Source organism: Motilimonas pumila (assembly GCF_003596335.1).
Taxonomy (GTDB): domain Bacteria; phylum Pseudomonadota; class Gammaproteobacteria; order Enterobacterales; family CBDFNC01; genus Motilimonas; species Motilimonas pumila.
Genome location: NZ_QZCH01000008.1, coordinates 124,605 through 146,923, shown reverse-complemented (window position 1 = coordinate 146,923; position 22,319 = coordinate 124,605). Strand labels below are relative to the sequence as shown.

Genomic DNA, 22,319 nt, shown 5'->3' with positions numbered 1-22,319 from the left:
ATGGACTCGTTGCGGTACAAGCGAAGTGGCATTTTGACTTTCAAGCCAACACAATAAAACATCGCAGAGTGCTTTCCATACCCCGCTTAGGAAGGGAAGTTCGGAGCCATAGGCGGTATCAAATTTACGAGTCCCAATATCAATGGGCAATACTGGAATATCAACGGCTCACGCACAACGCTGGACTGGGGAAATTATGAGGGGATCCGTCAGCGCCTCGTTAAGCGGCGTGAAATAGTTGGCTAAAATGTGCGAGGAACGAGCGCGAGCCAACTGTTGCACGTCCGTTTAAACGACTTGTTATGCGTAATTAACACGGGATTCCATGTTCAATCGTTTGCTTATCTAAATTTATTGCAAAATTACATTCGTAGCTCTTATTTTCTTTATAAAAGAAGCACTGCATTTTACCTACAGTTTTCGATTCTGTTTCAGTACATTCATCAATGAACACTTCAGTATCCATAGCTAAGTACAAATCCTTCGCAGGTTCCCCATTTAACACAATTCTAAGGTGACTACTTCCTATATCACTTGTATAGGCGCCAGTTACAGCATAATCCCCCTCAAGTGCGCGAAAGTCACCATCTGCAAATACATTGGACGATAAAACTGTAAAAATAGTTAACAAAAATTTATTCATATAAAGCCTTACGCATAACGCCGTTTTAAGCGGCGAGTTACAGCTTGCTAAAATGTGAAACGAAGTGGAACCGAGCAAGCTGTATCACGAGTCCGACTTGAAAACCTTGTTAGAATGGCGGACTTACACCACCTTCCCAAATAACTTTATACTCTAACTCAATGCTTTCTTTAGTAAAACCTAAAGACACCGCTACAGTGAGGTACTGAACAAACAGAAAGGGTTAAAGCGGTGAGCCACTGAAGTAAGACGATTGCTTTTGCACTCTCTCAACTTCATTGCCGCAATATTGAGCCAGCTGACAACAAAAATGGTGTTGATGCGGCACTCGAAACCCTAAAATGCGCCCCGCCTTCTAACAGCTTATTAGCGAGAATTCTGTTTATACACGCATTGCGTCACCCAGAACCCTCACAACTATTGACTAAAAAATCATATAAATTTAACAGTTTAGGTTAGTCGCTACAAACGAATACATAAAATTTTTTCGGGGAAAGCGAGAATCCGGTTTTAGCGAGAATAGGATTCTCGTTAAAAACAAAAGAGCATAAGATAACTTATTACTTTTCAGTAACTTGGTGTATGAGCATGTATTATTCGAGCCTTTTTATTTCTCGAATAACGCGGTAGAGTAGCCCTTTTACATTATAACTGTTTATTTAGACAGTACTCTTCGATAAAGGGAAATGTGGCGAAGTGAGTAGTAGAGAAGCACTGAAATGGCTTGTCGCGCAGGTACCCGTTAATCTATCAAGCCCAATGCAGACATCATAAGCAGGGTTGAAGTGGTACGCGTTCTCTAAGGAACCATCAATCAGCCTTTTTTTAAAGATGTCGCTTGGGTTGGCTTATACCGAGCAAGCGCCTTTTATCCAAGTATGCCGTTGACTGCTTTCGCTTCTTGTTCTTCTTTTTCTTGCTTCATTTTGGCAGCAGCTTGCAGTAATACGTCGGCATTAGCTAAACCAGAACTACTGGCCGCATAATCGGTGTCAAGAATGCGCGAGCGCGCAGCAGATTGGTTTATCATGGCGGAGTTTAACTGGCTTTGGTATGCGGTTGAGCCGTTTATTTGTGCGCCCAAGTCGGTTAAATCAGATAACACCTGGTCTTGAGCATCGCTCAAAATTTGTAAATTGTCATCTAAGCTTTTTCCCACCAAATCTATTTGGTCTAGCCCAAGCGCCTGAGCGCTATCTAAGCCTTCAACAATTTCGTCAATCTCACCTTGCAAGGCAGCTATATCGTCAGAGCTGTATGCGCCATTGCCACTTTGTAACACCAACTCATTCAGTTGCATCACAGATTGGCCAGTATTTGCCAAGCCGCTGCTTTCAATGCCCGCAACAGACTGGTTATACACTTCATTGGCATAAAGCTGATTGGATTGATTGATTTGCGACGTTAAACGCTGCGCGATGGCAAAACCGGCTGGATCATCGGCTGCAGAGTTAATGCGCTGTCCACTCGAGAGCTTTTCTGTTTCTTCTTCCTGCTTTTGCTTTTGTTGCTGCAAAAAAGAGGTTGGTTGAAACAAAGGTTGAGAAGCGACTTGCATATAATCTCCAGCAGGGTGAACTGAATAAATTATAGTCAAAAATACTCCCTCGCAGCAATAGCCATTAACCCATAGCAGGCCTTTATTGAGCTCACATTCAGGCAGGGTTCAGGCTATTACTTCACAGCGAGTTTATTGATCGATATGGCCTAAATCTCGCGCTGGAAAAAGTTGGTCTCGCACACGTTGTTTCAGCTGTTTGGCTTCAGGAAAGCCACCATCTTTGACGCGACACCAAATCAAACGGTTATCTACCATTATTTGAAATTGGCCCTTCTCACCCGGGCACAATGCCACTTCACCAAGATCGTCAGCGAAGGTTGATAGCAGCTCTTGTGACATCCAACTGGCACGTAATAACCAGCGACAAAGATTACAATAATGAATCTCAACTCTGGGCGCTTTGCGAGCCATTATTTCAAGCCTTGTAGAAACTCTTGGCGCGTCTCTGGTTTGCTCTTAAAGTTACCACCCAATGCGGTAGTGCGGGTATGGCTCGACTCATCTTGTACGCCGCGGGCTTTAACGCAATAGTGCACGGCGTCTATCGACACTGCCACGTTGTCTGTTTCCAATAGCGCTTGTAAAGCACATAACACTTGTTGCGTTAGGCGCTCTTGCACTTGCGGTCGGCGCGCAAAAAAGCCCACAATGCGATTGATTTTAGACAAGCCAATGATTTTGGTTTTCGGAATGTAAGCCACTGTGGCGCTGCCGTCGATGGTGACAAAGTGGTGCTCACAAGTGCTGGTCAAACAGATATCAGCCACTTTCACCATTTCATCGAGTTTCATTTTATTTTCGATAACGGTTATTTTGGGAAACTGGGCGTAATCTAAACCTGAAAAGATTTCATCAACGTACATTTTGCCAATACGTCTGGGCGTGTCCATTAAACTGTCATCGCTCAGGTCAAGGCCAAGCACTTGCATTATTTGCTCAAAGTGTTGCTCAATTTGCTGCCTTTTCTGCGTATTGTCTAAGCCATTTTCAACCACAGGGGTTTCTAATCCTCGGGCGATAAGTGCTTGGCGAACAATGTTCGCGGCGGGGTTAGGGTTCGCTACCTCTGTGCCTTGGGCCATGCCTGTTTCCTTGTTTTCATTATCGCGGCCATATTTAGAGGTTTTTTGCTCAAAATGCAATATTTAAACCGGAGATTTCCGTAAAATTGCCATTCATTGCACCAACCCGCCATAGTTTGACCTTGGTACCTATTATTATTGCCCTAAACTTCATAATATGACTGATTATTATGATTTTATTCACTCTCTCACTGTAAGGAGTTCATCGCATGGGATGTTGCGATACCCCAGGGTTAAAACCGGTTGAACAAGCGCTACAAGAAATGCTCAATAGCGTCAGTAACCAGCAAGCTGTGATAAACGTTGACACGCCGCAAGCACTGGGAACCATCTTGGCTAATGATGTGACCTCTCCTGTCAACGTACCCGCATTTGATAACTCCGCAATGGACGGTTACGCGTTTCGCGCCGCTGATCTGGCTGAAAAGACCACGTTAACCTTAGTGGGCACCGCTTTTGCCGGCACGCCATTTGAAGGCAACATCCCACAGGGCGGGTGCATTCGCATTATGACCGGCGCGCCTGTGCCTTCATCCTTAGACACGGTAGAGATGCAAGAAAATGTAACCGCCAACGGCGACCGTATTTCGTTTAATCACGGTATTAAAGTTGGCCAGCATATTCGCCGTTTAGGGGAAGATATTCAACTCGGTCAAGCCGTACTAAACCAAGGCAAACGCTTAACGCCGCGAGACATTCCATTAATTGCTTCTCTTGGCATTGCCACCTTGGCTGTTTATCACCCCCTAAGCGTGGCAATTTTTTCTACCGGTGATGAACTAAAGCCCGTCGGCACCCCCCTCGCACACGGACAAATTTACGACAGCAACCGATACAGTCTGCACGCGGTGTTGCAAAACTTTAACGTCAATATCATCGACTATGGCATTATTCCTGATGATCTTGACGCTTTGCGCAAGGTGTTTAACCAAGCCAACAACGAAGCAGACGTTGTTATCACCAGTGGCGGCGTCTCGGTAGGAGAAGCAGATTATACCAAAACAGTATTAGACGAACTGGGGGAAATTGGCTTTTGGAAACTGGCCATCAAGCCAGGTAAACCGTTTGCTTTTGGTAAGCTCAGTCACAGCGTCTTCTTTGGTTTGCCGGGCAACCCAGTGTCGGCGTTAGTTACCTTGGTGCAGCTTGCCATCCCTACTATGCGAGCAATGGCAGGAGAAACGCCAGCGGTCCCCGCGCGTTTTCAAGCCATCAGTCAAACCGCATTTAAAAAATCGCCGGGGCGTACCGATTTTCAACGCGGCATTTATCACGTCAATGCGCAAGGCCAGATTGAAGTTGCCAGCACTGGCGCACAAGGCTCTGGCGTATTTAGCTCAATGAGTGCGTCTAACTGCTTTATCATATTAGAGCAAGAAAGAGGCGCGGTTGCGGCCGGTGAAACGGTGACCATAGAGCCTTACGACCATTTACTGCAATAAGCTATCGGTACATAAAACCAAAAAGAGACCCCCGTTGAGGTCTCTTTTAAACTCCATGTACACTAACAATTATTCTTGCTGCCAACGCTCTGCGGCTTGGTCATCACTTTCTCGCGCGTCTAACCAGTTAGCCCCTTCATCGGTATGCTCCTTTTTCCAAAACGGAGCCTGCGTTTTAAGGTAATCCATAATAAATTCACACGCCGCAAAGGCATCGCCTCGGTGAGCGCTACTCACCCCAACGTAGACAATTTGTTCGTTAAGGGCCAGTTTGCCGACGCGGTGGATCACCCGGCACTGCAATAACTGCCAGCGTGTTTTAGCTTGCTGCACAATGGTTCGCAAGCTTTGCTCTGTCATACCCGGATAGTGTTCGAGCTCCAAACCTTGCACTTGTTTACCAAGGTTCATGTCCCGCACTAATCCCACAAAAGTCACAATAGCTCCGGCTTGACTGTCTTTCGCCAGCGCTTGATATTCATGTTGAATATCAAAATCCTGCTGTTGCACTTTTATCATCGTATTAGCCCCCCGTTACTGGTGGGAAAAAGGCTACCTCATCACCACTATTGACCGCAGTATCAGCTTTTGCCATGGCGTGGTTCACCGCCACCAAGCACTTGCTTTGCTTCAGTTCACTCTGCCAGCTTGGGTGTAAAGTCACTAATTGTGTAATCACGTCTTTTACCTGTGTAATGTTATTGGCCTCTAAACTCAATTCATCACATTCAAACTGCTCTCGCAATTTGGCAAAAAAGCACACCTTAATCATATTGCCCCTTAAAGTGGCCAGACTTGCCACCGGTTTTCTCTAATAGCCGAGTGTGGCTAATAACCATGTCTTTTTGCACCGCTTTACACATATCATAAATGGTCAGTGCCGCCACAGACGCAGCCGTCAACGCTTCCATTTCTACGCCTGTTTTACCCGCAAGCTTACACAAGGCTTCAATTCGTACTTCGCTGCTCGCCTGGTCTACGCTAATATCTACTTCGACTTTGCTTAACGCCAACGGGTGACACAGGGGGATGAGGTCGGCTGTTTTTTTCGCCGCCATAATGCCCGCTATCCGAGCAGTCGCAAAGACATCACCTTTATGGTGTTGACCCGATAAAATCAGCGCTAAGGTTTCTGGTTTCATCTGCACCCTGCTTTCAGCAATCGCTTGGCGCACTGTGTCTTGTTTATTGCTAACATCCACCATGTGGGCGTCGCCCTGCTGATTGATATGGCTTAACTCACTCATGTTATACCCCAATGTGTGGCATAAAATTACACGGCTTGTGACGGCAATCTAACTGTTGCTGTAAAATATGAGTCCAAGCCGTCTTACAGGCATTGGTAGAGCCTGGCATACAAAACACCACGGTGCGATTTGCAAACCCAGCAAGCGCCCGACTCTGGATAGTAGAAGTGCCAATTTCTTGATAAGAAATCTGACGAAACAGTTCGCCAAAACCTTCCACCTCTTTATCAAACAGCACTTTTACCGCTTCTGGCGTGGTATCTCGCGCGGTAAAGCCGGTACCACCCGTTACCAACACCACGCTAATAGCTTCATCGGCAATCCAGTTGGAAAGGGTGGCGCGAATTTTATATTTATCATCAATCACGATTTCCTTGGCCATTAACTGATGCCCTTCGGCTTTTAAAGCATCAACCAAGTATTGACCTGAAGTATCGGTTTCTTCGGTCCGTGTATCAGACACGGTTAATACGGCAATATTAGCGGGTACAAATTCTTTCACTGCGTGACTCATGATTCTTCCTTAGCTGCCAACTGGCAGATATCGCGCCATTGCTCTGGCGTATTAGCATTTAATAAAGACTGACTTAAGCGCTCTGGCACTGCGATTGGCCGACAGCCCAAAGTTTGAAAAAGTTGTTTTAATGAGCGTTGCTTTGCAGCCCTTGGCTGCATCAACGTGTCTAATGTATGTGGTAATTGCACAGACATCACCAAGCATGCCGGTAGCAGGCTTGAGCGGTAATACACGCCCTGCCCTGCATTATGCTGCAACAATTCAAGACAGCTCTGTGCGGTTAATAATGGCGTGTCTACCGCCACAAACAGCATGTTTTCACATTGCTGACCAAGGGCATTCACACAACTGGCAATACCAGCCACGGGGCCCAGTTGACCCTTGGCATCTTTAATATGGGGAAAATCGGGGTAATCGCCACTGACCACCACTTGTTGAAAACCCAGTTGGCTGAGTAAGTGATAGGTACGGCTTAATAAGGTTCCACCCTGGTGTTGTAATAAGGCCTTATCTTGCCCCATTCTGCTGGAGCGGCCACCCGCTAAAATAACGGCAATAGTGCGTGCTGGGTGTAACGATTTCAAAGTGGTAAAACTCATTGCAAAAGACAGTGTTAACTATGGCATGACAGGCTTTGAAAGCAAAGCTTGCGAAAATAATAAGGCGGCTATGGCCGCCTTATTTGTGCGCTATGACCTGTTTATCGATAAGCTTAGTGCCAACCGGACACGCCTGTCATATCGGGCAGCTCGTGAGCAATACCTTTATGACAATCGATACAGGTTTTATCACCACTGGCCAAGGCGGTTGAGTGCATTTTCACACTGCGATTGCCTTGAATGGAGAAGTCCATAAACTCAAACTCGTGACAATTACGGCACTCTTGTGAGTTGTTCTTCTTCATTCGGTCCCATTCGCGATCAGCCAAGTGACGACGGCGTTCGTAGAACTTTTCAGGCGTGTCAATGTTACCCATTGCCCAAGCCACCAGCTCTTTACTGGCTTGCACTTTACGTACTATTTTGTCGCTCCAGTTATGGGGCACATGACAATCCGAACAAATGGCTCTAACGCCAGAGCGGTTTGAATAATGGATCGTTTCCTTGATTTCTTCAACGATAACTTCATGACAACCCGAACAGAATTCTTCCGTGTTGGTTGCCTCCATGCCAGTGTTAAAGCCACCCCAAAAGATAATACCGCCAAAGAAACCTAGGCATAATATAAATCCTAACGAAGCAGAGCTTGGCGCTCTAAGGGTTTGCCACCAGCTTTTGATTATGGCTATAATTTTTTTCATATCAACGCCTTAAGCTAAACTTATCTGAGCGACTCAACAGGTTTAAAGTCATTTTCAACCAATGGCTTAGCATCTGCTTGAGGCACGTGACATTGCAAACAAAAGTAGCGTCTTGGCGACACGTCAGACAATGTCATGCCATCGCGCGTTTCATAGTGAGTGGGGCTAATGCGTGTACCGCCCGTTTCACTGGCGTTTTTCCAGCTATGGCAAGACAAACACTTGTTTGCGTCCATGTCGACTTTGTAATGGCGAATTTGGTGCGGGATCAGCGGCGGCTGATGCACGTATTCACGATCCATGGTTGGACGGTCTCGTTGAACCTGTTTAATGCGACCTGGATCTTGTTGCGTATCCAGTTCAACATTGCCACGCAGCGAGCTCACGCCACCGTTATTAACATTGTTGTCCGCTTCATCTTGTTCACTCCAGCTTGGTGCACTTAACATCAGCGCGCATAGAGCAGTGGCTAATAATTTTATTTTCATTTCATCCTCCATGGCTCAGTTACTGAGTACTGAGCCAGCGCTGTAATTAAGCTTTCATTACCTTAACGGCACACTTTTTAAAGTCGGTTTCTTTTGACAAAGGATCGGTTGCATCCAGGGTCAGTTTGTTGGTTAACTGCTTAGCATCAAACCAAGGCATATAAACCAAACCTTCAGGAGGACGGTTACGGCCACGGGTTTCGACCCGTGATTTAAGTTCACCGCGGCGCGATTGCACTACGATTTCATCACCGCGACGCAGTTTACGCTTTTCAGCGTCTTTCGGGTGCATGTACACCACAGCATCAGGGAAAGCACGATAAAGTTCAGGTACCCGACGAGTCATTGTACCCGAGTGCCAGTGTTCCAAAACTCGGCCGGTGCTGAGCCACAAATCAAACTCTTCGTCTGGCGCTTCTGCAGCCGGCTCAAACGGGGTGGCGATGATAAAGGCTTTGCCGTCTGGCTTGCCATAAAAGTCCACGCCTTTGCCTTTAGCCACGTAAGGATCGTGTCCCTCGCGGTAGCGCCATAAGGTTTCTTTGCCATCCACAACCGGCCAGCGCAGACCGTGTTTTTCGTGGTACATGTCAAACGGCGCTAAGTCATGACCGTGGCCACGGCCAAATTCAGCGTATTCTTCAAACAAGCCTTTTTGCACATAAAAGCCAAAGTGGCGAGATTCGTCGTTTAGCTGGTCTTCTGCCACTTCATCCAGGCTGTAAGCATCAACGTTGCCGTTTTTATAAAGCACGTCAAATAAGGTTTTACCTTTCACTTCAGGTTGCTTCGCTATCAGCTCAGCAGGCCACACTTCTTCCACCTTAAAGCGCTTTGAAAACTCCATTAACTGCCACAAGTCAGATTTTGCTTCACCCGGCGCAGACACTTGCTGATGCCAAAATTGAGTACGACGCTCAGCGTTACCGTAGGCGCCTTCTTTTTCTACCCACATGGCGGTAGGTAAAATTAAGTCGGCAGCTTGCGCGGTGACGGTGGGATATGGGTCACTACAGACAATAAAGTTTTCAGGGTTGCGATAACCCGGTAAGCTTTCTTCGTTGAGGTTGGGCGCCGCTTGCATGTTGTTATTACACATCACCCAGTAAGCATTTAGCTTGCCGTCTTTAAGCATGCGATTTTGCAGCACCGCATGATAACCTGGCTTCGGCGGAATGGTGCCTTCTGGCAACTTCCAAATTTTCTCGGCTGTGGCACGGTGTTTGGGGTTATTTACCACTAAATCAGCCGGTAAACGGTGGGCAAAGGTACCTACTTCACGTGCGGTGCCACATGCAGAAGGCTGACCGGTGAGCGAGAATGGGCTGTTACCCGGCTCTGAAATCTTGCCCATCAACAGGTGAATGTTGTAAATCGAGTTATTCGCCCACACGCCACGGGTATGTTGGTTAAAGCCCATGGTCCAGAAAGAAGTCACTTTTTGTTTTGGATCTGCGTACGCTTTAGCTAGCGCTTCCAATTTATCAGCAGGCACGCCAGACAGCTCCACCGTTTTCTCTAAGGTGTATTCTGATAAGAACGCTTTGTATTCGTCAAAGGTCATCGCAGACATCGCGCCGCTATCTGGGTTTTTCGCCGCTTTTTGCAAAGGATGCTCAGGACGTAAACCATAGCCTATGTCTGTGGTGCCGCGTTTGAAAACCGTGTGCTTGTTAACAAAGTCCCAGTTAACCGCGTCGGTTTGCACTATGTAGTTGGCAATGTAGTTTAAGATGGCTAAGTCAGATTGCGGCGTAAAGACCATGCCATTGTCCGCTAATTCAAAGCTTCGATGTTTAAAAGTGGATAGCACGTGCACTTTAACATGGGGGTGTGATAAGCGGCGGTCGGTCAATCGAGACCACAAGATAGGGTGCATTTCCGCCATGTTTGAGCCCCACAATACAAAGGTATCCGCGGCTTCTAAATCGTCGTAACAGCCCATAGGCTCATCGATGCCAAACGCTCGCATAAAGCCCACTACCGCAGACGCCATACAGTGACGAGCATTAGGGTCGATATTATTCGATAAAAAGCCCGCTTTCATCAGCTTAGCAGCGGCGTAACCTTCCCATACCGTCCACTGTCCCGAACCAAACATGCCGACTGAGGTTGGGCCCTTTTCTTTAATTGATTGCTTGAATTTATCAGCCATCACGTCAAACGCTTGATCCCATGAAACCGGCTGGAAGTCACCGTTTTTATGGTATTTACCGTCTTTCATACGCAGCAAAGGCGTTTGCAGCCTGTCTTTACCGTACATAATTTTGGAAAGAAAATAGCCTTTAATACAGTTCAAGCCTTTGTTCACTTCCGATTTAGGGTCGCCTTGCGTGGCCACCACTTTACCGTTTTGGGTACCGACCATCACGCTGCAACCTGTGCCACAAAAACGGCATGGGGCTTTGTCCCATTTTATTTTAGTTTGATCGGTTGAGGCGATAAGATTAGTGGCAGTAGCCGGCAATGATACGCCAGCGACGGCCGCGGCCGAGGCGGCTGCGTTTGCTTTTACGAATTCACGTCGAGTAAATTTCATTGTGCTTCCTCACATTGCGAGACTAATTCTTCCACTTGGTGATACACCAAAGAAGTGTTCAATACATGATCCAGTTGGTTGATAGTTTCAACCGTGTTTAATATGTGCTTTTTTCCTTCATTTTCGATCACGACCACCAGTTTACCTTGGTCGTCTCGAGCATAAATTTCAGCTTCCGGCATGGCTTCAATTGCTTGCGCAACGGCAGCCACATGTTCTACCGAGGTGTACACCACCAAACTTGAAATATGAACTTCTTTCACTTCAGACATGGTCTTCCTCTGACGTTTGTATCACAGCGATAGCTTGGGTGGGACAAGGCGCAATGCAAGCTCCACAGCCGGTACAATCTGCGATGTTGATGTCTGGCACACTGCTGATGCCGGGTTTGAAACTGATTGCCTCTTGTTCGCACAACTCGCCGCAACTGCGACAATAAACCCCTTGATGGGCCAGACAAGCTTGGCTCACCGCGACTTTTTGTTGCGGCCAAGGCTCGGTTTGAGTTGTATCAAAAATCGGCTCGGGGCAGGCATCTGCGCATTGCTGGCAGAACGTGCACTCCCCTTGGCTAAAATCTATGGTAGGAAAACCGCCATCACCGTGGCGTATTATGTTAGTTTCACACGCAGTTACACAGGCTTCACAGCGCGTGCAACTGGCGATAAAATCCACCTCAAGGCTAACCCAAGGCAAAGTGATTAATGGCTGACTGTCGCGCTTAAATAAACGACGACGTGACAGCGTGACCGATGATGACATTGCTTGCCTATATATTGCTGCCTCAGTGAGCTTTTATGCGTCGTTAAAAACGAACTAACTCTTTGTTGCAAAATGCAAAGTGCAGCTTTTTTATTGATATAGACTAAATGTAGGATCTGGCCCCAAACGAGGCTATACCTCGCAAGGGTTATATTCTGGCGCGCTATGTGCTAGATCAATTTTTCCCTAACACCGTGTTCACATTATTAAATAATCAGCATGTTAAAACGGAAAAGATACGCTTTACCCACCAATCGAAGCCAAGTGAACGGTACCGCCAAGATCGCCTTGTTGCAGAAAATGGCTCACACGCTTGGTTTTTAGTTCATCCAATACCCTTTGTTGCAATTGAGCGGCTTGCTCGGGGTGTTGCAACAAATCGCGTAAGTCTACCCCTTGCTCTCCAAACAAGCACAAATGCAAACGCCCCAAGGACGAAACTCGTAAGCGGTTGCAAGAGTCGCAAAAATGCGCCTCATAAGGCATGATTAAACCTACCTCACCGGCATAATCAGGGTGCGCAAACACCCGCGCTGGGCCGTCTGTAGACTGACGTATTTTCTCAACCCAGCCTTGTGCTAACAACTGCTTCATGATGGTACTGCCCGCCACGTGTTGCTGCTGAAATAGGTCATGGTTGTCATGGGTTTGCATTAACTCGATAAACCTCAATTGAACGGGTAAATCTTTAATCCAGTGTAAAAACTCGCCCAATTGATGCGCATTAAGCTGGCGCATTAGCACGGTATTCACTTTTACAGCTTGAAAATCCAGCTTGAGTGCGGTTTCGACCCCCGCCATCACTTTAGCAAACAAGTTTTCACCGGTTATTTGGTGAAAAAGTCGCGGGTCTAAGCTGTCAATACTGACATTAATCGCGTCTAAGCCAGCGTCACGCCAAGCGTGTGCGTCTTTTGCTAAGCGATAACCATTGGTAGTAGTCGCGACTTTTTCTATTCCTTGGGTACGTTTAGCAGCCGCAATGATGTCGCAAAAGTCTTTACGCAAAGAAGGTTCACCGCCCGTAATGCGCACTTTCTTGGTGCCTAGCTGGGCAAACACAGACACTAACTGTTTAATTTCGGGCAAAGTTAAAAACTGCTTTCGCCCTTCGGGTTTATAACCGTTTGGCAAACAGTAGGTGCATTTAAAATTACACACATCAGTGATGGACAGCCGTAAGTATTCAAACTTACGCTGATAATTGTCGATAAGTTGTGGCATAAACACCTTTCCAAATTCGGGAGGCATGACAATTTCTCACCACACCCTTTGCGGATAATTCCGACACGGTTTAATCGCCATATCTTCGACTTAGGCGAGTTAAACTCGGAGTTCATTTATTTCTGTATAGCAAATATTGGAGAGCTATCCCAGCAGATCATCTCAAAAACGCCTAGAATAGGTCGTATTACGTTAAACTTACCTCCTTAGAGATAAGCCGTTTGAAGACATACAATCGTTCTGCCACCAAAAGTTTACGCCGAGCATTACTCATCATTTTGACCATTTGCTTGGCCCAAGCTTGCCTTAGCTTAACCTTACAAAGTACCAATCTTAATGATGCCAAACTGGTTAACGTGGCGGGCTCATTACGAATGCAAAGCTACCGTTTGGCTCACTCTTTACTCAGTGATGATCCATTATTAGAACAGCAAATAGTGCAGTTTGAAGACAGCTTAATGGGTGATAACTTACAACCCGTGACTAACTGGCACCAGCCTCGCCATATTCAGCAGGATTACAATCAACTACTGCAACAATGGCAGCACCTCAAGCCTTTACTGCACGCACGAAAGTATCAAGAGTACCGCTTACAGGTGGCTGAATTTGTGGACCAAATCGACGATATGGTATTGGATTTACAGCAGCAGTCAGAGTTCAAAGTAAAGCTGATATTTCTGTTCCAAAGTTGCAGTATTTTAAGCATTTTATTTATTTGCCTTTATTTACTGCAAATGATGAAAACACGCATTGTCACTCCGTTACGGCAACTTATCATCGCCGCTAAAGCAATTCAAAATAAGCAATTTGACCAAGCTAAAGTCAGCGCTTCAGACCAAGAGATAGGCCAATTATGTCAAGCTGTCGCCGTCATGGCCCAAGAGCTAAAACACCTGTACTTGGAAATGGAACAAGCCGTTAACGAAAAAACCAATGCACTGGCCAAAGCCCATCAAAACATGTCTTTTTTGTATCAATTCTCGCAACAAGTCAGCGCCAGTGACCTCAGTGAGCCCGCTCTCAACAAACTGCTTAATCTGTGTCAGGAGCAGTTGCAAGTCTCAGCCATTACCCTTACCTTGTGCCGCGCCAATGAGGTCAGTCGCACCATTACGGTTGGGCCGCAGCCTTCGCAAGCCGAGGCCGCTTGTCACACCGATGCAACGTTGACCATTGGCCAGCGCCAGTTAGGCCAACTGGCAATGCACAGCCAACAAGCTTTGGATAACACGGTTTGCAATAACCTGGCTTTCACCCTTGCTCAAGGCTTGTTAAATAAAGAAAATGCATTGCAACACCAAAAACTGGCTTTAATGGAAGAGCGCGCAATCATCGCCAGAGAGCTGCATGATTCTATCGCTCAGGCGCTGTCGTATTTAAGGATCCAGTGCACGCGCTTAAAACGCCAAGTACAGCAGCCGCACAATGACCAAGCCCTAAACGCCATTGCCGAGGAAATCGATCAAGGCATTGCCGCAGCTTACTTGCAACTGCGCGAGTTATTATCAACCTTTAGGTTGCAAATCAAAGAAGCAAATTTATCTGAAGCCATTGCCGTTATGTTAGAGCAACTGCAAGAGCAATCTGCAAGCATCTTACAACTGGAGTACCAAATTAACGACCATGACTTAAAAGCCGAGCATCATATTCACATATTACAAATCATTCGAGAATCAGTGCTAAACGCCATTAAACACGCCAACGCAGCAAAAATCCTCGTGGTATGTCAATACCAGGACAGCCATAACATCGCCATCAGTATCAGCGACGATGGCCAAGGTTTTGAGGGCGAACAAGCAAAACAAGGCCATTATGGACTGAGTATTCTCCATGAACGGGCCCAAAACTTAGGCGGTGAAATCAACATTGAGCCACGACCCAACAGTGGTACTTTGATTTCACTGGTTTTTCCTTATCAACAATTAGAGCAATGATATGACAACCAAAAATTTATCCGTGATGGTGGTTGATGACCATCCCTTAATGCGCAAAGGCATCGTACAGTTACTTGCCCTTGAGCCAGATTTTAACGTAGTAGCGGAAGCCAGTAATGGCACTGAAGCGTTAACTCAAGCGCTGGCTAACGAGCCAGATTTAATCCTACTCGACCTGAATATGAAAGGCATGTCTGGCTTAGATACACTGAAGGCTTTACGCGCAGAGCAAATCAGCGCCCATATCATTATTTTAACGGTATCAGACGCCAAACAAGACGTGATCCAATTAATCAATCAAGGCGCTGATGGCTATTTATTAAAAGACACTGAGCCTGAAGCCTTGTTAGCCAGCTTAAAACGAGCTGCCACCGGGCAACAGGTTATCAGCGAAGAAATAAAGCCTTACTTAACTTGTCTTAACGAAGGCCAAGATATCGATGCCCTTTTTGCCAGCTTAACCAAAAGGGAAACAGAGATTTTGCAACAAATTGCAAAAGGTCACAGCAATAAAGAAGTGGCAGAAAACTTGTTTATTTCTGAGGGCACGGTGAAAGTGCATGTGAAGAGTTTATTAAAGAAGTTAGCGGTAAAATCCCGCGTAGAAGCAGCGGTGCTATATTTAGAGACGCACAGGTAGCACCCTATGAAATGCTAAAGAGACAGATTCAGATTGACTATTTGTCTACAAACTGTCATCAAAAACAGATTTAATGGTTGCATCAACTAGATGAAGTCGTTAACTTTTCGCTTGTATTTATTACTCAAGTGGTCGTGATGGAAAAATACCAAGCCAGCATGCAACAAGCCGCTCAATTTAGCGCGGCCCTCAGCGCGTCAAGTCAGCAGCAGCCTGACGGTCAAGGCGTGGCGCAATATAAACATGTCGCCGCCATTGGCGGTGGCCACGGTTTAGGCCGCCTACTTTCTTCGCTGTCATATCTAGGCCCTAAGTTAACCGGCATTGTGACCACCACAGATAACGGTGGCTCAACCGGTCGCTTAAGGCAATCGGAAAACTGCATTGCTTGGGGGGACTTGCGTAATTGCATTAACCAGCTTGTTCCCGAGCCCAGCATTGGCAGTATGTTGTTTGAATATCGCTACCCAGGAGAGGGCGAATTTGCGGGTCACAATTTAGGTAACTTGATGCTGTTGGCTCTAGATCAACTCTGCGTTCGCCCCGTTGATGCGATTAAGCTCATCTCGAACATGCTAAAAGTGACCAGCCATATATTCCCCATGGCCGAACAACCTGCCGATTTAATGGCGATTTGCCGCGAAGGCAAAAACTATCACGGCGAAGTGGTGGTAGACCAAATGCAAAGCTTTCCAGACAAGCTCGCATTAAGCCCAGCTGTTAATGCAACAGCGGAGGCGGTGCAAGCATTAAAAAAAGCAGAGCTGATTATATTAGGGCCTGGGTCTTTTTTAACCAGCATTATGCCGCCGCTACTCTTACCTGAAATTCAGCAAGCCCTTATCAGCCGTAAAACGACAGTGGTGTTTATTGCTAATTTAGTGCCTGAGCAAAGCCCGGCAGATCAGCTCACTCTAAACCAACAATTAAAATGGTGTGAACAGCAGGTAGGTGCGCCCTTTATTGACCATGTGATTCTCCCCCATGGCGCAGCGGCCCTTGATGATTATCAAGAGCATTATTTTGACCTGGCTGAAGAAACTTTAAAACACCGTCACGACAGAGAAAAATTGGCCGCGGCAATTGAAACTATGCTGCGATTGCAAGTTAACGCGATAGAGAAGTGACATGAAACCTTGGTTGATAAGCTTGCCTTATCAACCAAAAGCGCCACTCAGAGTAGAGTTATGAATGTGCTGCGCGTTTATTTAACAAGGTAGGGTAAGCACGTTTAAAACTGACAATGTCTTTTAATATCAAAACTCGGCATAAGTTGAATACTGCTAAAAACCAAAACTTAAAATAACTTGGCCGAGCCTTGACTGCCGCTTCGTACTGCCAAGACTGATGAATAAACCTCATCAATGTAAATAAGCTGAGCGCGACAAAAACGATGAAAATAGTATGTGTCATAGTGCTTCCTTAGCAGTAAACTCCTCGTACCACTATCAAAGCAAATTTCATCCATCTGGCTCAATAGCCAAGTCGACGCTTTGTAACCTCAGTCACAGCTTGCCCCCTATAAAAGACAGAACTGTTGCGTCAGATCAAATCTGACGCTCAGCGCATTACACCGGGTTATCAGTTTCAATGTACTCAACGTCTAGTTGGTATTCTTGCGCTAACCACTGACCTAATGCCTGCACACCATAGCGCTCTGTAGCATGATGGCCCGCGGCAAAATAATGTATATTCATTTCTCTGGCACTGTATACGGTGCGCTCAGATATTTCACCACTGATAAAGGCATCTATGCCTTGGCTTGCGGCTAGATCAATATAATCTTGACCGCCACCGGTACAAATGGCCACCGAGCGAATGTCAGGTTTGTTGCCGTCTATCCATTGTGGTTCGCGGCCTAATACGCGAGAGATTTTTTCGCTCAGTTGCTGCGGCGAGATAGGCTCAGCAAACTTACCCACTTGGGCAACAGATAACTTGTCCCAGGGCTCTAAGCCTCGACGCAAAGGCAAGTCGAGCAGTTTCGCAAGCTGCGCGTTGTTACCAAGTTCAGGATGAACGTCGAGGGGTAAATGGTAAGCGAATAAATTGATATCATGCTTAAGTAATGCGGCGATACGTTTTTTTTTCATCGCCGTTATCGGCCCTGGCTCACCTTTCCAGAAATAGCCGTGATGTACCAAGATGGCATCGGCTTCGACAGCAATCGCTTGGTCAATCAAATCTTGGCACGCCGTTACGCCAGTGACGACTTTTTGAATCTTGTCGCGCCCTTCTATTTGGAGACCATTGGGGCAATAATCTTTAAATTTTTGTGGCGCAAGCAATTGCGCTAATACACCTTCCATTTTAGTTCTAGTAATTGCCATGGGTGACCTCCTGTAAAAAGAACGTATTGTACCCAATAACCCCCTCAAAACAGTAGTGTTTATGGTTTACATATTATGACAACCATAAGCAGGCATTATAAAAGCATGACATAAATTACTGCTGTATCAATCAATGAGAAATCCTCAGCAATAAGTAAAAGTTTCTTTAATAGACACTTATATTGATGATTTAACTAACAAGATTGAAATGTAAAATAAAAATCAATATTTTCCTCTAGATCCGTAATGCAAAAAAGTCATTTGAACCACAAAATATGACAAGGTCACAATTTGGGCGACAAAACGTGGTCATAGCAGATTAAACTGTCATACTTGCAATATAGTAAAAGCTCACACTAAAGAATTAGTTTTGGTTGCCAAATGAATAAAAATGGATTTACCTTGGTCGAAGTGCTCATTGTGGTCGCGATCATCGGTATCTTGGCGGCAATCGCTCTGCCCAGTTACACAGCATACATACAGCAATCTAATCGGGTTGATGCTCAAATAGCCCTGTCAGAAATGGCTCAAACTTTTGAACGTAACTATGCCAGGCAAGGTGATTACCCCACTGCGTTACCAAGTATCACAACCCCAACCAGTTATAACTTCTCATTAAGCGTTGATACAGCAACAGACACATATACTCTGACAGCAACGCCTCAAGGCTCTCAAGCCAATGACGATTGTGGCACCTTAAGTATCAACCAAGCCGGCATCACGTCAGCGGATGAAACACACTGCTGGAGGTAAGTATGAAGCATATTCAGCGCCAACAGTTGGGCTTTAACTTAATTGAGCTCATGGTTGTCATTGCCATTGTGATGATATTGACCTTAGTGGCGATACCTAGCTATCAAACTTTTGTACAAACCGATCGCATGGCGGATGCCAGTAATAATTTATACAACGCATTTCGATTTGCCCGCAGCGAAGCGGTTAAAACCTCTTCGAACATCACACTTAAAGCCATAGACAGTGATTGGGCAAAGGGTTGGCGTGTGGTTGATGCTGCTAATAAAATCTTGATGGAAGTACAAGCCCCTCATCAAGACATCACGGTGACAGGCAGCACCACAGTGGTAAAAGGAAATGGCGGCCTTTCAAGTGCACAAGAGTTTACCGTCTCTGGTTACAGTGAAACTAAACGCTTATGCATTTATGTCAGTGGCCAGAGCAAGCTACAAGCGGGAGCATGCAGCTAATGAAGAGCAACCTTAAACAGCAAGCAGGTTTAAGCTTAATCGAAGTATTAATTGCTACCATCGTCGCGGTAGTGGCACTGCTGGGACTCGGTTTGCTGGAAATGAAAATGCTGCAGGCTTCACAATCAAGCTTTCATTATACGGTATCGACCATTCGAGCCAATGAATTAATCGACAACATTTGGCTAAATTTATGCGACGTTCAAACCGATCCAGCTCGTTACACACAAGTGGTAGATACTTGGAAAAGTGGATTGCCTGAAGGGTACAGTGTCACCGAAGGTAAACCAGGTAATAGTTTTACATTGAGTACTGAGATTAATTTAACTTGGACTGATAGCCGCATTGATGAAGCGGACAATAACCAAGTAACTTTAATGGCCAACTTTCCAGATGTGTGTGGATAAGGTGGCAGACAATGAATCTTAATATCCGAAAAGCTCAATCTGGTTTCACATTAATAGAGTTAATGGTTTCAATGGCGATAGGACTCACCTTAGTGTTGGCATGTTCGTCCGTATATTCTTCATTAAAAACGGCCGTGACATTAACCCAGCAAATGTCTGAGGCACAAGAATCCCTCCGCGCGTCATTTAACCTTATCGCTCGCTCGGTGCGTCAAGCCGGAGGTTTAGCGAAGGAAACAATGGACGGTAAAGACCGTCTTCGCACAACCTACGACAATATTCAGACTGGAGACGTGGTGTATAGCTGCTTAGGCAATACCCGCTCAAACGGTACCTCAGATTTGTTTTATCTGGGTGACGAAGGACTTTACTGCAATGACGGAATAGGAAATCAACTCATTGCATTAAGTGTAGAGAAAATGACAGTCACACCGTTAGGGAGCAATGGTGTCACAGTTCAACTTTATATAGACGGTATGCCCGCTTCATACGGCAGCGATGGCATTGCGTTTACGTTAGCACAACGACAAAAAATATTAGATCAAAACAGTAATTAGTTTTCGTTAGCACTTGTGCATCTTTTTTCCATTGTGATTAAAGGTGCCTCATTCGCTAATGGCTTACTAATAAGGGAGCTCTCTATGAAAACTCAGCAGCATGGCTTTGTACTTCTGTCTGTACTCATACTCACAACCATATCAACATTGGTGGCATTCTCAGCCCTCAATGAAACCCGTTTGCAAGAGCAGATTGGCGGCAATCAGCAAAAAGAGTTAAATGCCCGATTATTAGCGGAAAAAGAGGTGTTTGATGCATTCAAGTATTTTGAAACAAACAAAAACCTCAATGGTTATCCAATCAAGGATGTAAGTGCAGACGGCAGAGGCTCAACGCTACTCACTACTGCTGATGCGAATGTTATTGTCGGTTATGGCAAATTTGATGGTGCTAAAGCCTATTTTAAAGCAAAGCTAACCAGTAGCGGCGCAATAAACCTATTCGAAAGTGGTGTAGTAGCTTGTGACGGTATAGCACTGAGTGGCAGTGGTCACATAGACAGTTACGATTCTCGTAATGGGCCCTACAGTCAAAACAATAAAAATAATAATGCCAGCGTACAAACCATCAATGCCAATGCCGATATAACCCTTTCAGGGGATTCTCCCATCTATGGTAATGTCACCGCCAACGGTAAGTTCACCAGCACGGGCTCGGCCTCTTTGGATGGTTCTGTCACGGCTGCCGGTGATATCTCTATTAAAGGTGGCAGTGGCAGTGGAGACAGAGTGACAGGAGATGTCATGTCGTATGGCAGTATGATCCTTGATGATTGGATACCGATGGGCGGAGACATCTCAGTTAAAGACGCCTTTAATGGTATTACTCGAGATAAAATTGATGAGTTACCCAATCATGTCAGCTTCCATGATTTAGATCCTGATCAAAACCCAAGCTTTAGTTCATCTTGCGATCCGGCCGATATCGCCACTCAACTGGCAGGGATTGCTTCACTTAAAGGCGCAAATGGACAAACACCCCCTAAAGTCGATACCACAGCTTGGTATTCCGGAAAAGGTAATCAGCCAATTCAATACACTCCAGATAACGGCCAATATTACGACAAAAGCAGTAAACAATTTCAGGATATCCCAGCCATTACCACGGAGTTAATGGGAGAAGAAGTCCAAGCGATCGTTATTGAAAGCCTGACGTTAAAAAATGACTCGATTCATATTTCCGGTGGCGACGTGGTCTTGGTGGTCCAAGGCGACTTTAAAACTGCAGGTAGCCCGGCTAACATTACGATTGAGTCAGGTAGCTCCTTAACCATTATTACTGAAAGTAAAGTGGATATAGGTTCAAGTGCTAACATAACTGCCGATGCAACGTTATCTGATAATAACAAACCGCCCTTCACAATTTACTCAGCTTACGAAAGCACTGGTGACAGCGATACTGGAGTTAAAATGAACGGCGCTACAGACATGTACGCATCCGTTTATGCTCCTTTGACACACATCGACATCAACGCAAGTGGAGACATGATGGGAGCGGTTCGAGGTAAAACAGTCGATTTATCCGGTGACGGTGGCATGCATTATGATGAAGCTTTAGGCACAGTTGAAACCCCGATTGGCGAAGGAAAGGCCGCGATTGCTTCAATGTATTATCATTACCCCGAGTAAAATATCGGTTCACGATGTTGTTTGATAAAAGGCGCTGCGGCGCCTTTTTTATGACTAAAGTTGAAGCGCCCTATTTAGTCGAGCATTTCTATTTTCTCGCTTCCCTTTTAAAAAGAGGTTTGATCACCGTTAGATAGAATATGACACAACATAAAGCTGTCCATATACCTCCCCACATCCAAGTGGTACCAAAAAACTCATCCGCTAGCATGGCAGCATCAGAGCGATGGTGACTGTACATCACCGTATCTTGAAAGACGTCGTAGGGTACATAAAGCAGGCTCGCTAACCCTATGGTTTGCAAAATAACGGCTTGCCACTGTGAAGACAGTTTCAGGTAACACAAAATCAATACTGCGGCACTTAAGGCGCTAAAAATCAGTGTAAATGTTGATCCAAAAAAGAACCCCCCAACCAGCAACATAATAGCGCCCATCAATGGCAGTAAAAGAGGCTGATGAGCAAAGCGATAAATGCCAGCACCTATTAAAATTGAGCCTAAATAGCCCGCGGTAAGAATACTAAAACGGTGCCCGCCGGCAGATATCACGTGACCCGATTGATCAGATGAAACCACGAAACTTTTCACGCTTCCGCCTGTTAGCCAAGTGAGCAAAGCATGACTAAACTCATGAAAAAATACGACCAGAATTTTTAACGGCAATACCCAAGGAGTGTGCCAAGCTAAATATAGAATTATCACTAATAGCAAACTTAGCCAGCTTTTTTGTCTATACATGGTGTCCTCTGATGATATTTTATTTTTTTGTGACATCAACTTATTCAGTTGTCATTGAAACACAGGGCATAAT

General features: G+C 45.7%; 27 protein-coding genes and 1 riboswitch. Of the genes, 9 read left to right on the top strand and 18 right to left on the bottom strand.

Annotated elements, in window-relative coordinates:
- Positions 1-310: 310 nt before the first annotated feature.
- The 4 genes from D1Z90_RS08390 to folE form a co-directional block, all read right to left on the bottom strand.
- On the bottom strand, positions 311-643 hold the full coding sequence (locus tag D1Z90_RS08390; protein WP_119910309.1) for a hypothetical protein: 333 nt from the start codon (positions 641-643) through the stop codon (positions 311-313).
- Positions 644-1,511: 868 nt separating this feature from the next.
- A complete protein-coding gene (locus D1Z90_RS08385) occupies positions 1,512-2,240 on the bottom strand; it encodes a flagellin (protein ID WP_147378745.1) in 729 nt (242 codons plus the stop codon).
- Between the two features lie 93 nt (positions 2,241-2,333).
- Complete coding sequence (locus tag D1Z90_RS08380) at positions 2,334-2,615, bottom strand: Rdx family protein (protein WP_119910307.1); 282 nt, start codon at positions 2,613-2,615, stop codon at positions 2,334-2,336.
- On the bottom strand, positions 2,615-3,286 hold the full coding sequence (gene folE, locus D1Z90_RS08375) for a GTP cyclohydrolase I FolE (protein ID WP_119910306.1): 672 nt from the start codon (positions 3,284-3,286) through the stop codon (positions 2,615-2,617). The genes D1Z90_RS08380 and folE overlap by 1 nt, the downstream gene beginning before the upstream one ends.
- Before the next feature lie 209 nt (positions 3,287-3,495).
- Here folE and moeA point away from each other — a divergent pair, with 209 nt between their 5' ends.
- Positions 3,496-4,728, top strand: a complete 1,233-nt coding sequence (gene moeA / locus D1Z90_RS08370) for a molybdopterin molybdotransferase MoeA (protein ID WP_119910305.1) — start codon at positions 3,496-3,498, stop codon at positions 4,726-4,728.
- Positions 4,729-4,797: 69 nt separating this feature from the next.
- On the opposite strand, the gene moaE is transcribed toward moeA, so the two are convergent.
- The 11 genes from moaE to moaA form a co-directional block, all read right to left on the bottom strand.
- Positions 4,798-5,247: a molybdopterin synthase catalytic subunit MoaE gene (moaE, locus tag D1Z90_RS08365; RefSeq protein WP_119910304.1), complete on the bottom strand. Its 450-nt coding sequence runs from the start codon at positions 5,245-5,247 to the stop codon at positions 4,798-4,800.
- A 4-nt stretch (positions 5,248-5,251) separates the two neighbouring features.
- Positions 5,252-5,500: a molybdopterin converting factor subunit 1 gene (gene moaD / locus D1Z90_RS08360; RefSeq protein WP_119910303.1), complete on the bottom strand. Its 249-nt coding sequence runs from the start codon at positions 5,498-5,500 to the stop codon at positions 5,252-5,254.
- Positions 5,493-5,975 carry a cyclic pyranopterin monophosphate synthase MoaC gene (moaC, locus tag D1Z90_RS08355; RefSeq protein WP_119910302.1) on the bottom strand — a complete coding sequence of 161 codons (483 nt, stop codon included), beginning with the start codon at positions 5,973-5,975 and terminating at the stop codon, positions 5,493-5,495. The genes moaD and moaC overlap by 8 nt, the downstream gene beginning before the upstream one ends.
- A 1-nt stretch (position 5,976) precedes the next feature.
- Positions 5,977-6,489: a molybdenum cofactor biosynthesis protein B gene (gene moaB, locus D1Z90_RS08350; protein WP_119910301.1), complete on the bottom strand. Its 513-nt coding sequence runs from the start codon at positions 6,487-6,489 to the stop codon at positions 5,977-5,979.
- On the bottom strand, positions 6,486-7,091 hold the full coding sequence (locus D1Z90_RS08345; protein WP_119910300.1) for a molybdenum cofactor guanylyltransferase: 606 nt from the start codon (positions 7,089-7,091) through the stop codon (positions 6,486-6,488). The genes moaB and D1Z90_RS08345 overlap by 4 nt, the downstream gene beginning before the upstream one ends.
- A 113-nt stretch (positions 7,092-7,204) precedes the next feature.
- Positions 7,205-7,792, bottom strand: a complete 588-nt coding sequence (locus D1Z90_RS08340; protein WP_198419079.1) for a NapC/NirT family cytochrome c — start codon at positions 7,790-7,792, stop codon at positions 7,205-7,207.
- A gap of 20 nt (positions 7,793-7,812) precedes the next feature.
- A complete protein-coding gene (locus D1Z90_RS08335) occupies positions 7,813-8,280 on the bottom strand; it encodes a nitrate reductase cytochrome c-type subunit (RefSeq protein WP_119910299.1) in 468 nt (155 codons plus the stop codon).
- A 46-nt stretch (positions 8,281-8,326) separates the two neighbouring features.
- Positions 8,327-10,819 (bottom strand): nitrate reductase catalytic subunit NapA, encoded by a 2,493-nt coding sequence (gene napA / locus D1Z90_RS08330; RefSeq protein ID WP_119910298.1) that lies wholly within the window; start codon positions 10,817-10,819, stop codon positions 8,327-8,329.
- Positions 10,816-11,091 (bottom strand): chaperone NapD, encoded by a 276-nt coding sequence (locus tag D1Z90_RS08325; RefSeq protein ID WP_119910297.1) that lies wholly within the window; start codon positions 11,089-11,091, stop codon positions 10,816-10,818. The genes napA and D1Z90_RS08325 overlap by 4 nt, the downstream gene beginning before the upstream one ends.
- The gene (gene napF / locus D1Z90_RS08320; protein WP_119910296.1) at positions 11,084-11,581 is read right to left on the bottom strand and encodes a ferredoxin-type protein NapF; all 498 of its coding nucleotides are present in this window, start codon (positions 11,579-11,581) and stop codon (positions 11,084-11,086) included. Before napF ends, D1Z90_RS08325 begins: the two co-directional genes overlap by 8 nt.
- Positions 11,582-11,824: 243 nt before the next feature.
- The gene (gene moaA, locus D1Z90_RS08315; RefSeq protein ID WP_119910295.1) at positions 11,825-12,805 is read right to left on the bottom strand and encodes a GTP 3',8-cyclase MoaA; all 981 of its coding nucleotides are present in this window, start codon (positions 12,803-12,805) and stop codon (positions 11,825-11,827) included.
- A riboswitch (molybdenum cofactor riboswitch) is annotated at positions 12,793-12,928 on the bottom strand. (Overlaps the previous gene by 13 nt.)
- A gap of 98 nt (positions 12,929-13,026) precedes the next feature.
- Between moaA and narQ the strand changes: the two genes are divergently transcribed.
- The 3 genes from narQ (at position 13,027) to yvcK (ending at position 16,506) form a co-directional block, all read left to right on the top strand.
- Entirely contained in the window at positions 13,027-14,739 is a 1,713-nt protein-coding gene (gene narQ / locus D1Z90_RS08310) for a nitrate/nitrite two-component system sensor histidine kinase NarQ (protein WP_158587087.1), read from the top strand.
- 1 nt (position 14,740) lies between these two features.
- Entirely contained in the window at positions 14,741-15,379 is a 639-nt protein-coding gene (narL, locus tag D1Z90_RS08305; RefSeq protein WP_119910293.1) for a two-component system response regulator NarL, read from the top strand.
- Positions 15,380-15,456: 77 nt separating this feature from the next.
- The gene (yvcK, locus tag D1Z90_RS08300) at positions 15,457-16,506 is read left to right on the top strand and encodes a uridine diphosphate-N-acetylglucosamine-binding protein YvcK (protein ID WP_232525221.1); all 1,050 of its coding nucleotides are present in this window, start codon (positions 15,457-15,459) and stop codon (positions 16,504-16,506) included.
- 58 nt (positions 16,507-16,564) lie between these two features.
- Here yvcK and D1Z90_RS08295 read toward each other — a convergent pair whose 3' ends face one another.
- Positions 16,565-16,792 (bottom strand): hypothetical protein, encoded by a 228-nt coding sequence (locus D1Z90_RS08295; protein ID WP_119910292.1) that lies wholly within the window; start codon positions 16,790-16,792, stop codon positions 16,565-16,567.
- Between the two features lie 155 nt (positions 16,793-16,947).
- Positions 16,948-17,703 (bottom strand): Nif3-like dinuclear metal center hexameric protein, encoded by a 756-nt coding sequence (locus D1Z90_RS08290; RefSeq protein WP_438941743.1) that lies wholly within the window; start codon positions 17,701-17,703, stop codon positions 16,948-16,950.
- A 387-nt stretch (positions 17,704-18,090) separates the two neighbouring features.
- Here D1Z90_RS08290 and D1Z90_RS08285 point away from each other — a divergent pair, with 387 nt between their 5' ends.
- The 5 genes from D1Z90_RS08285 (at position 18,091) to D1Z90_RS08265 (ending at position 21,507) form a co-directional block, all read left to right on the top strand.
- On the top strand, positions 18,091-18,462 hold the full coding sequence (locus D1Z90_RS08285) for a type IV pilin protein (RefSeq protein WP_119910290.1): 372 nt from the start codon (positions 18,091-18,093) through the stop codon (positions 18,460-18,462).
- Positions 18,463-18,464: 2 nt separating this feature from the next.
- Positions 18,465-18,914: a GspH/FimT family pseudopilin gene (locus D1Z90_RS21685; protein WP_119910289.1), complete on the top strand. Its 450-nt coding sequence runs from the start codon at positions 18,465-18,467 to the stop codon at positions 18,912-18,914.
- Positions 18,914-19,321, top strand: a complete 408-nt coding sequence (locus tag D1Z90_RS08275) for a type IV pilus modification PilV family protein (protein WP_147378744.1) — start codon at positions 18,914-18,916, stop codon at positions 19,319-19,321. Before D1Z90_RS21685 ends, D1Z90_RS08275 begins: the two co-directional genes overlap by 1 nt.
- Positions 19,322-19,332: 11 nt before the next feature.
- Positions 19,333-19,878, top strand: coding sequence for a PilW family protein (locus D1Z90_RS08270; protein ID WP_119910287.1), 546 nt, complete (start codon positions 19,333-19,335; stop codon positions 19,876-19,878).
- Positions 19,879-19,962: 84 nt separating this feature from the next.
- The gene (locus D1Z90_RS08265) at positions 19,963-21,507 is read left to right on the top strand and encodes a pilus assembly PilX N-terminal domain-containing protein (RefSeq protein WP_119910286.1); all 1,545 of its coding nucleotides are present in this window, start codon (positions 19,963-19,965) and stop codon (positions 21,505-21,507) included.
- An 88-nt stretch (positions 21,508-21,595) separates the two neighbouring features.
- Here the strand turns inward: D1Z90_RS08265 and D1Z90_RS08260 are convergent, their stop codons facing one another.
- A complete protein-coding gene (locus D1Z90_RS08260; protein WP_119910285.1) occupies positions 21,596-22,246 on the bottom strand; it encodes a M50 family metallopeptidase in 651 nt (216 codons plus the stop codon).
- Between the last annotated feature and the right edge of the window lie 73 nt (positions 22,247-22,319).

What these genes read in the sequence shown, in the direction of transcription:
- D1Z90_RS08390 (WP_119910309.1), bottom strand. Translation starts at nt 643, where the DNA reads ATGAATAAATTTTTGTTAACTATTTTTACAGTTTTATCGTCCAATGTA.
- D1Z90_RS08380 (WP_119910307.1), bottom strand. Translation starts at nt 2,615, where the DNA reads ATGGCTCGCAAAGCGCCCAGAGTTGAGATTCATTATTGTAATCTTTGT.
- folE (WP_119910306.1), bottom strand. Translation starts at nt 3,286, where the DNA reads ATGGCCCAAGGCACAGAGGTAGCGAACCCTAACCCCGCCGCGAACATT.
- moeA (WP_119910305.1), top strand. Translation starts at nt 3,496, where the DNA reads ATGGGATGTTGCGATACCCCAGGGTTAAAACCGGTTGAACAAGCGCTA.
- moaE (WP_119910304.1), bottom strand. Translation starts at nt 5,247, where the DNA reads ATGATAAAAGTGCAACAGCAGGATTTTGATATTCAACATGAATATCAA.
- moaD (WP_119910303.1), bottom strand. Translation starts at nt 5,500, where the DNA reads ATGATTAAGGTGTGCTTTTTTGCCAAATTGCGAGAGCAGTTTGAATGT.
- moaC (WP_119910302.1), bottom strand. Translation starts at nt 5,975, where the DNA reads ATGAGTGAGTTAAGCCATATCAATCAGCAGGGCGACGCCCACATGGTG.
- moaB (WP_119910301.1), bottom strand. Translation starts at nt 6,489, where the DNA reads ATGAGTCACGCAGTGAAAGAATTTGTACCCGCTAATATTGCCGTATTA.
- D1Z90_RS08345 (WP_119910300.1), bottom strand. Translation starts at nt 7,091, where the DNA reads ATGAGTTTTACCACTTTGAAATCGTTACACCCAGCACGCACTATTGCC.
- D1Z90_RS08340 (WP_198419079.1), bottom strand. Translation starts at nt 7,792, where the DNA reads ATGAAAAAAATTATAGCCATAATCAAAAGCTGGTGGCAAACCCTTAGA.
- D1Z90_RS08335 (WP_119910299.1), bottom strand. Translation starts at nt 8,280, where the DNA reads ATGAAAATAAAATTATTAGCCACTGCTCTATGCGCGCTGATGTTAAGT.
- napA (WP_119910298.1), bottom strand. Translation starts at nt 10,819, where the DNA reads ATGAAATTTACTCGACGTGAATTCGTAAAAGCAAACGCAGCCGCCTCG.
- D1Z90_RS08325 (WP_119910297.1), bottom strand. Translation starts at nt 11,091, where the DNA reads ATGTCTGAAGTGAAAGAAGTTCATATTTCAAGTTTGGTGGTGTACACC.
- napF (WP_119910296.1), bottom strand. Translation starts at nt 11,581, where the DNA reads ATGTCATCATCGGTCACGCTGTCACGTCGTCGTTTATTTAAGCGCGAC.
- moaA (WP_119910295.1), bottom strand. Translation starts at nt 12,805, where the DNA reads ATGCCACAACTTATCGACAATTATCAGCGTAAGTTTGAATACTTACGG.
- narL (WP_119910293.1), top strand. Translation starts at nt 14,741, where the DNA reads ATGACAACCAAAAATTTATCCGTGATGGTGGTTGATGACCATCCCTTA.
- D1Z90_RS08295 (WP_119910292.1), bottom strand. Translation starts at nt 16,792, where the DNA reads ATGACACATACTATTTTCATCGTTTTTGTCGCGCTCAGCTTATTTACA.
- D1Z90_RS08285 (WP_119910290.1), top strand. Translation starts at nt 18,091, where the DNA reads ATGAATAAAAATGGATTTACCTTGGTCGAAGTGCTCATTGTGGTCGCG.
- D1Z90_RS21685 (WP_119910289.1), top strand. Translation starts at nt 18,465, where the DNA reads ATGAAGCATATTCAGCGCCAACAGTTGGGCTTTAACTTAATTGAGCTC.
- D1Z90_RS08275 (WP_147378744.1), top strand. Translation starts at nt 18,914, where the DNA reads ATGAAGAGCAACCTTAAACAGCAAGCAGGTTTAAGCTTAATCGAAGTA.
- D1Z90_RS08270 (WP_119910287.1), top strand. Translation starts at nt 19,333, where the DNA reads ATGAATCTTAATATCCGAAAAGCTCAATCTGGTTTCACATTAATAGAG.
- D1Z90_RS08265 (WP_119910286.1), top strand. Translation starts at nt 19,963, where the DNA reads ATGAAAACTCAGCAGCATGGCTTTGTACTTCTGTCTGTACTCATACTC.
- D1Z90_RS08260 (WP_119910285.1), bottom strand. Translation starts at nt 22,246, where the DNA reads ATGTATAGACAAAAAAGCTGGCTAAGTTTGCTATTAGTGATAATTCTA.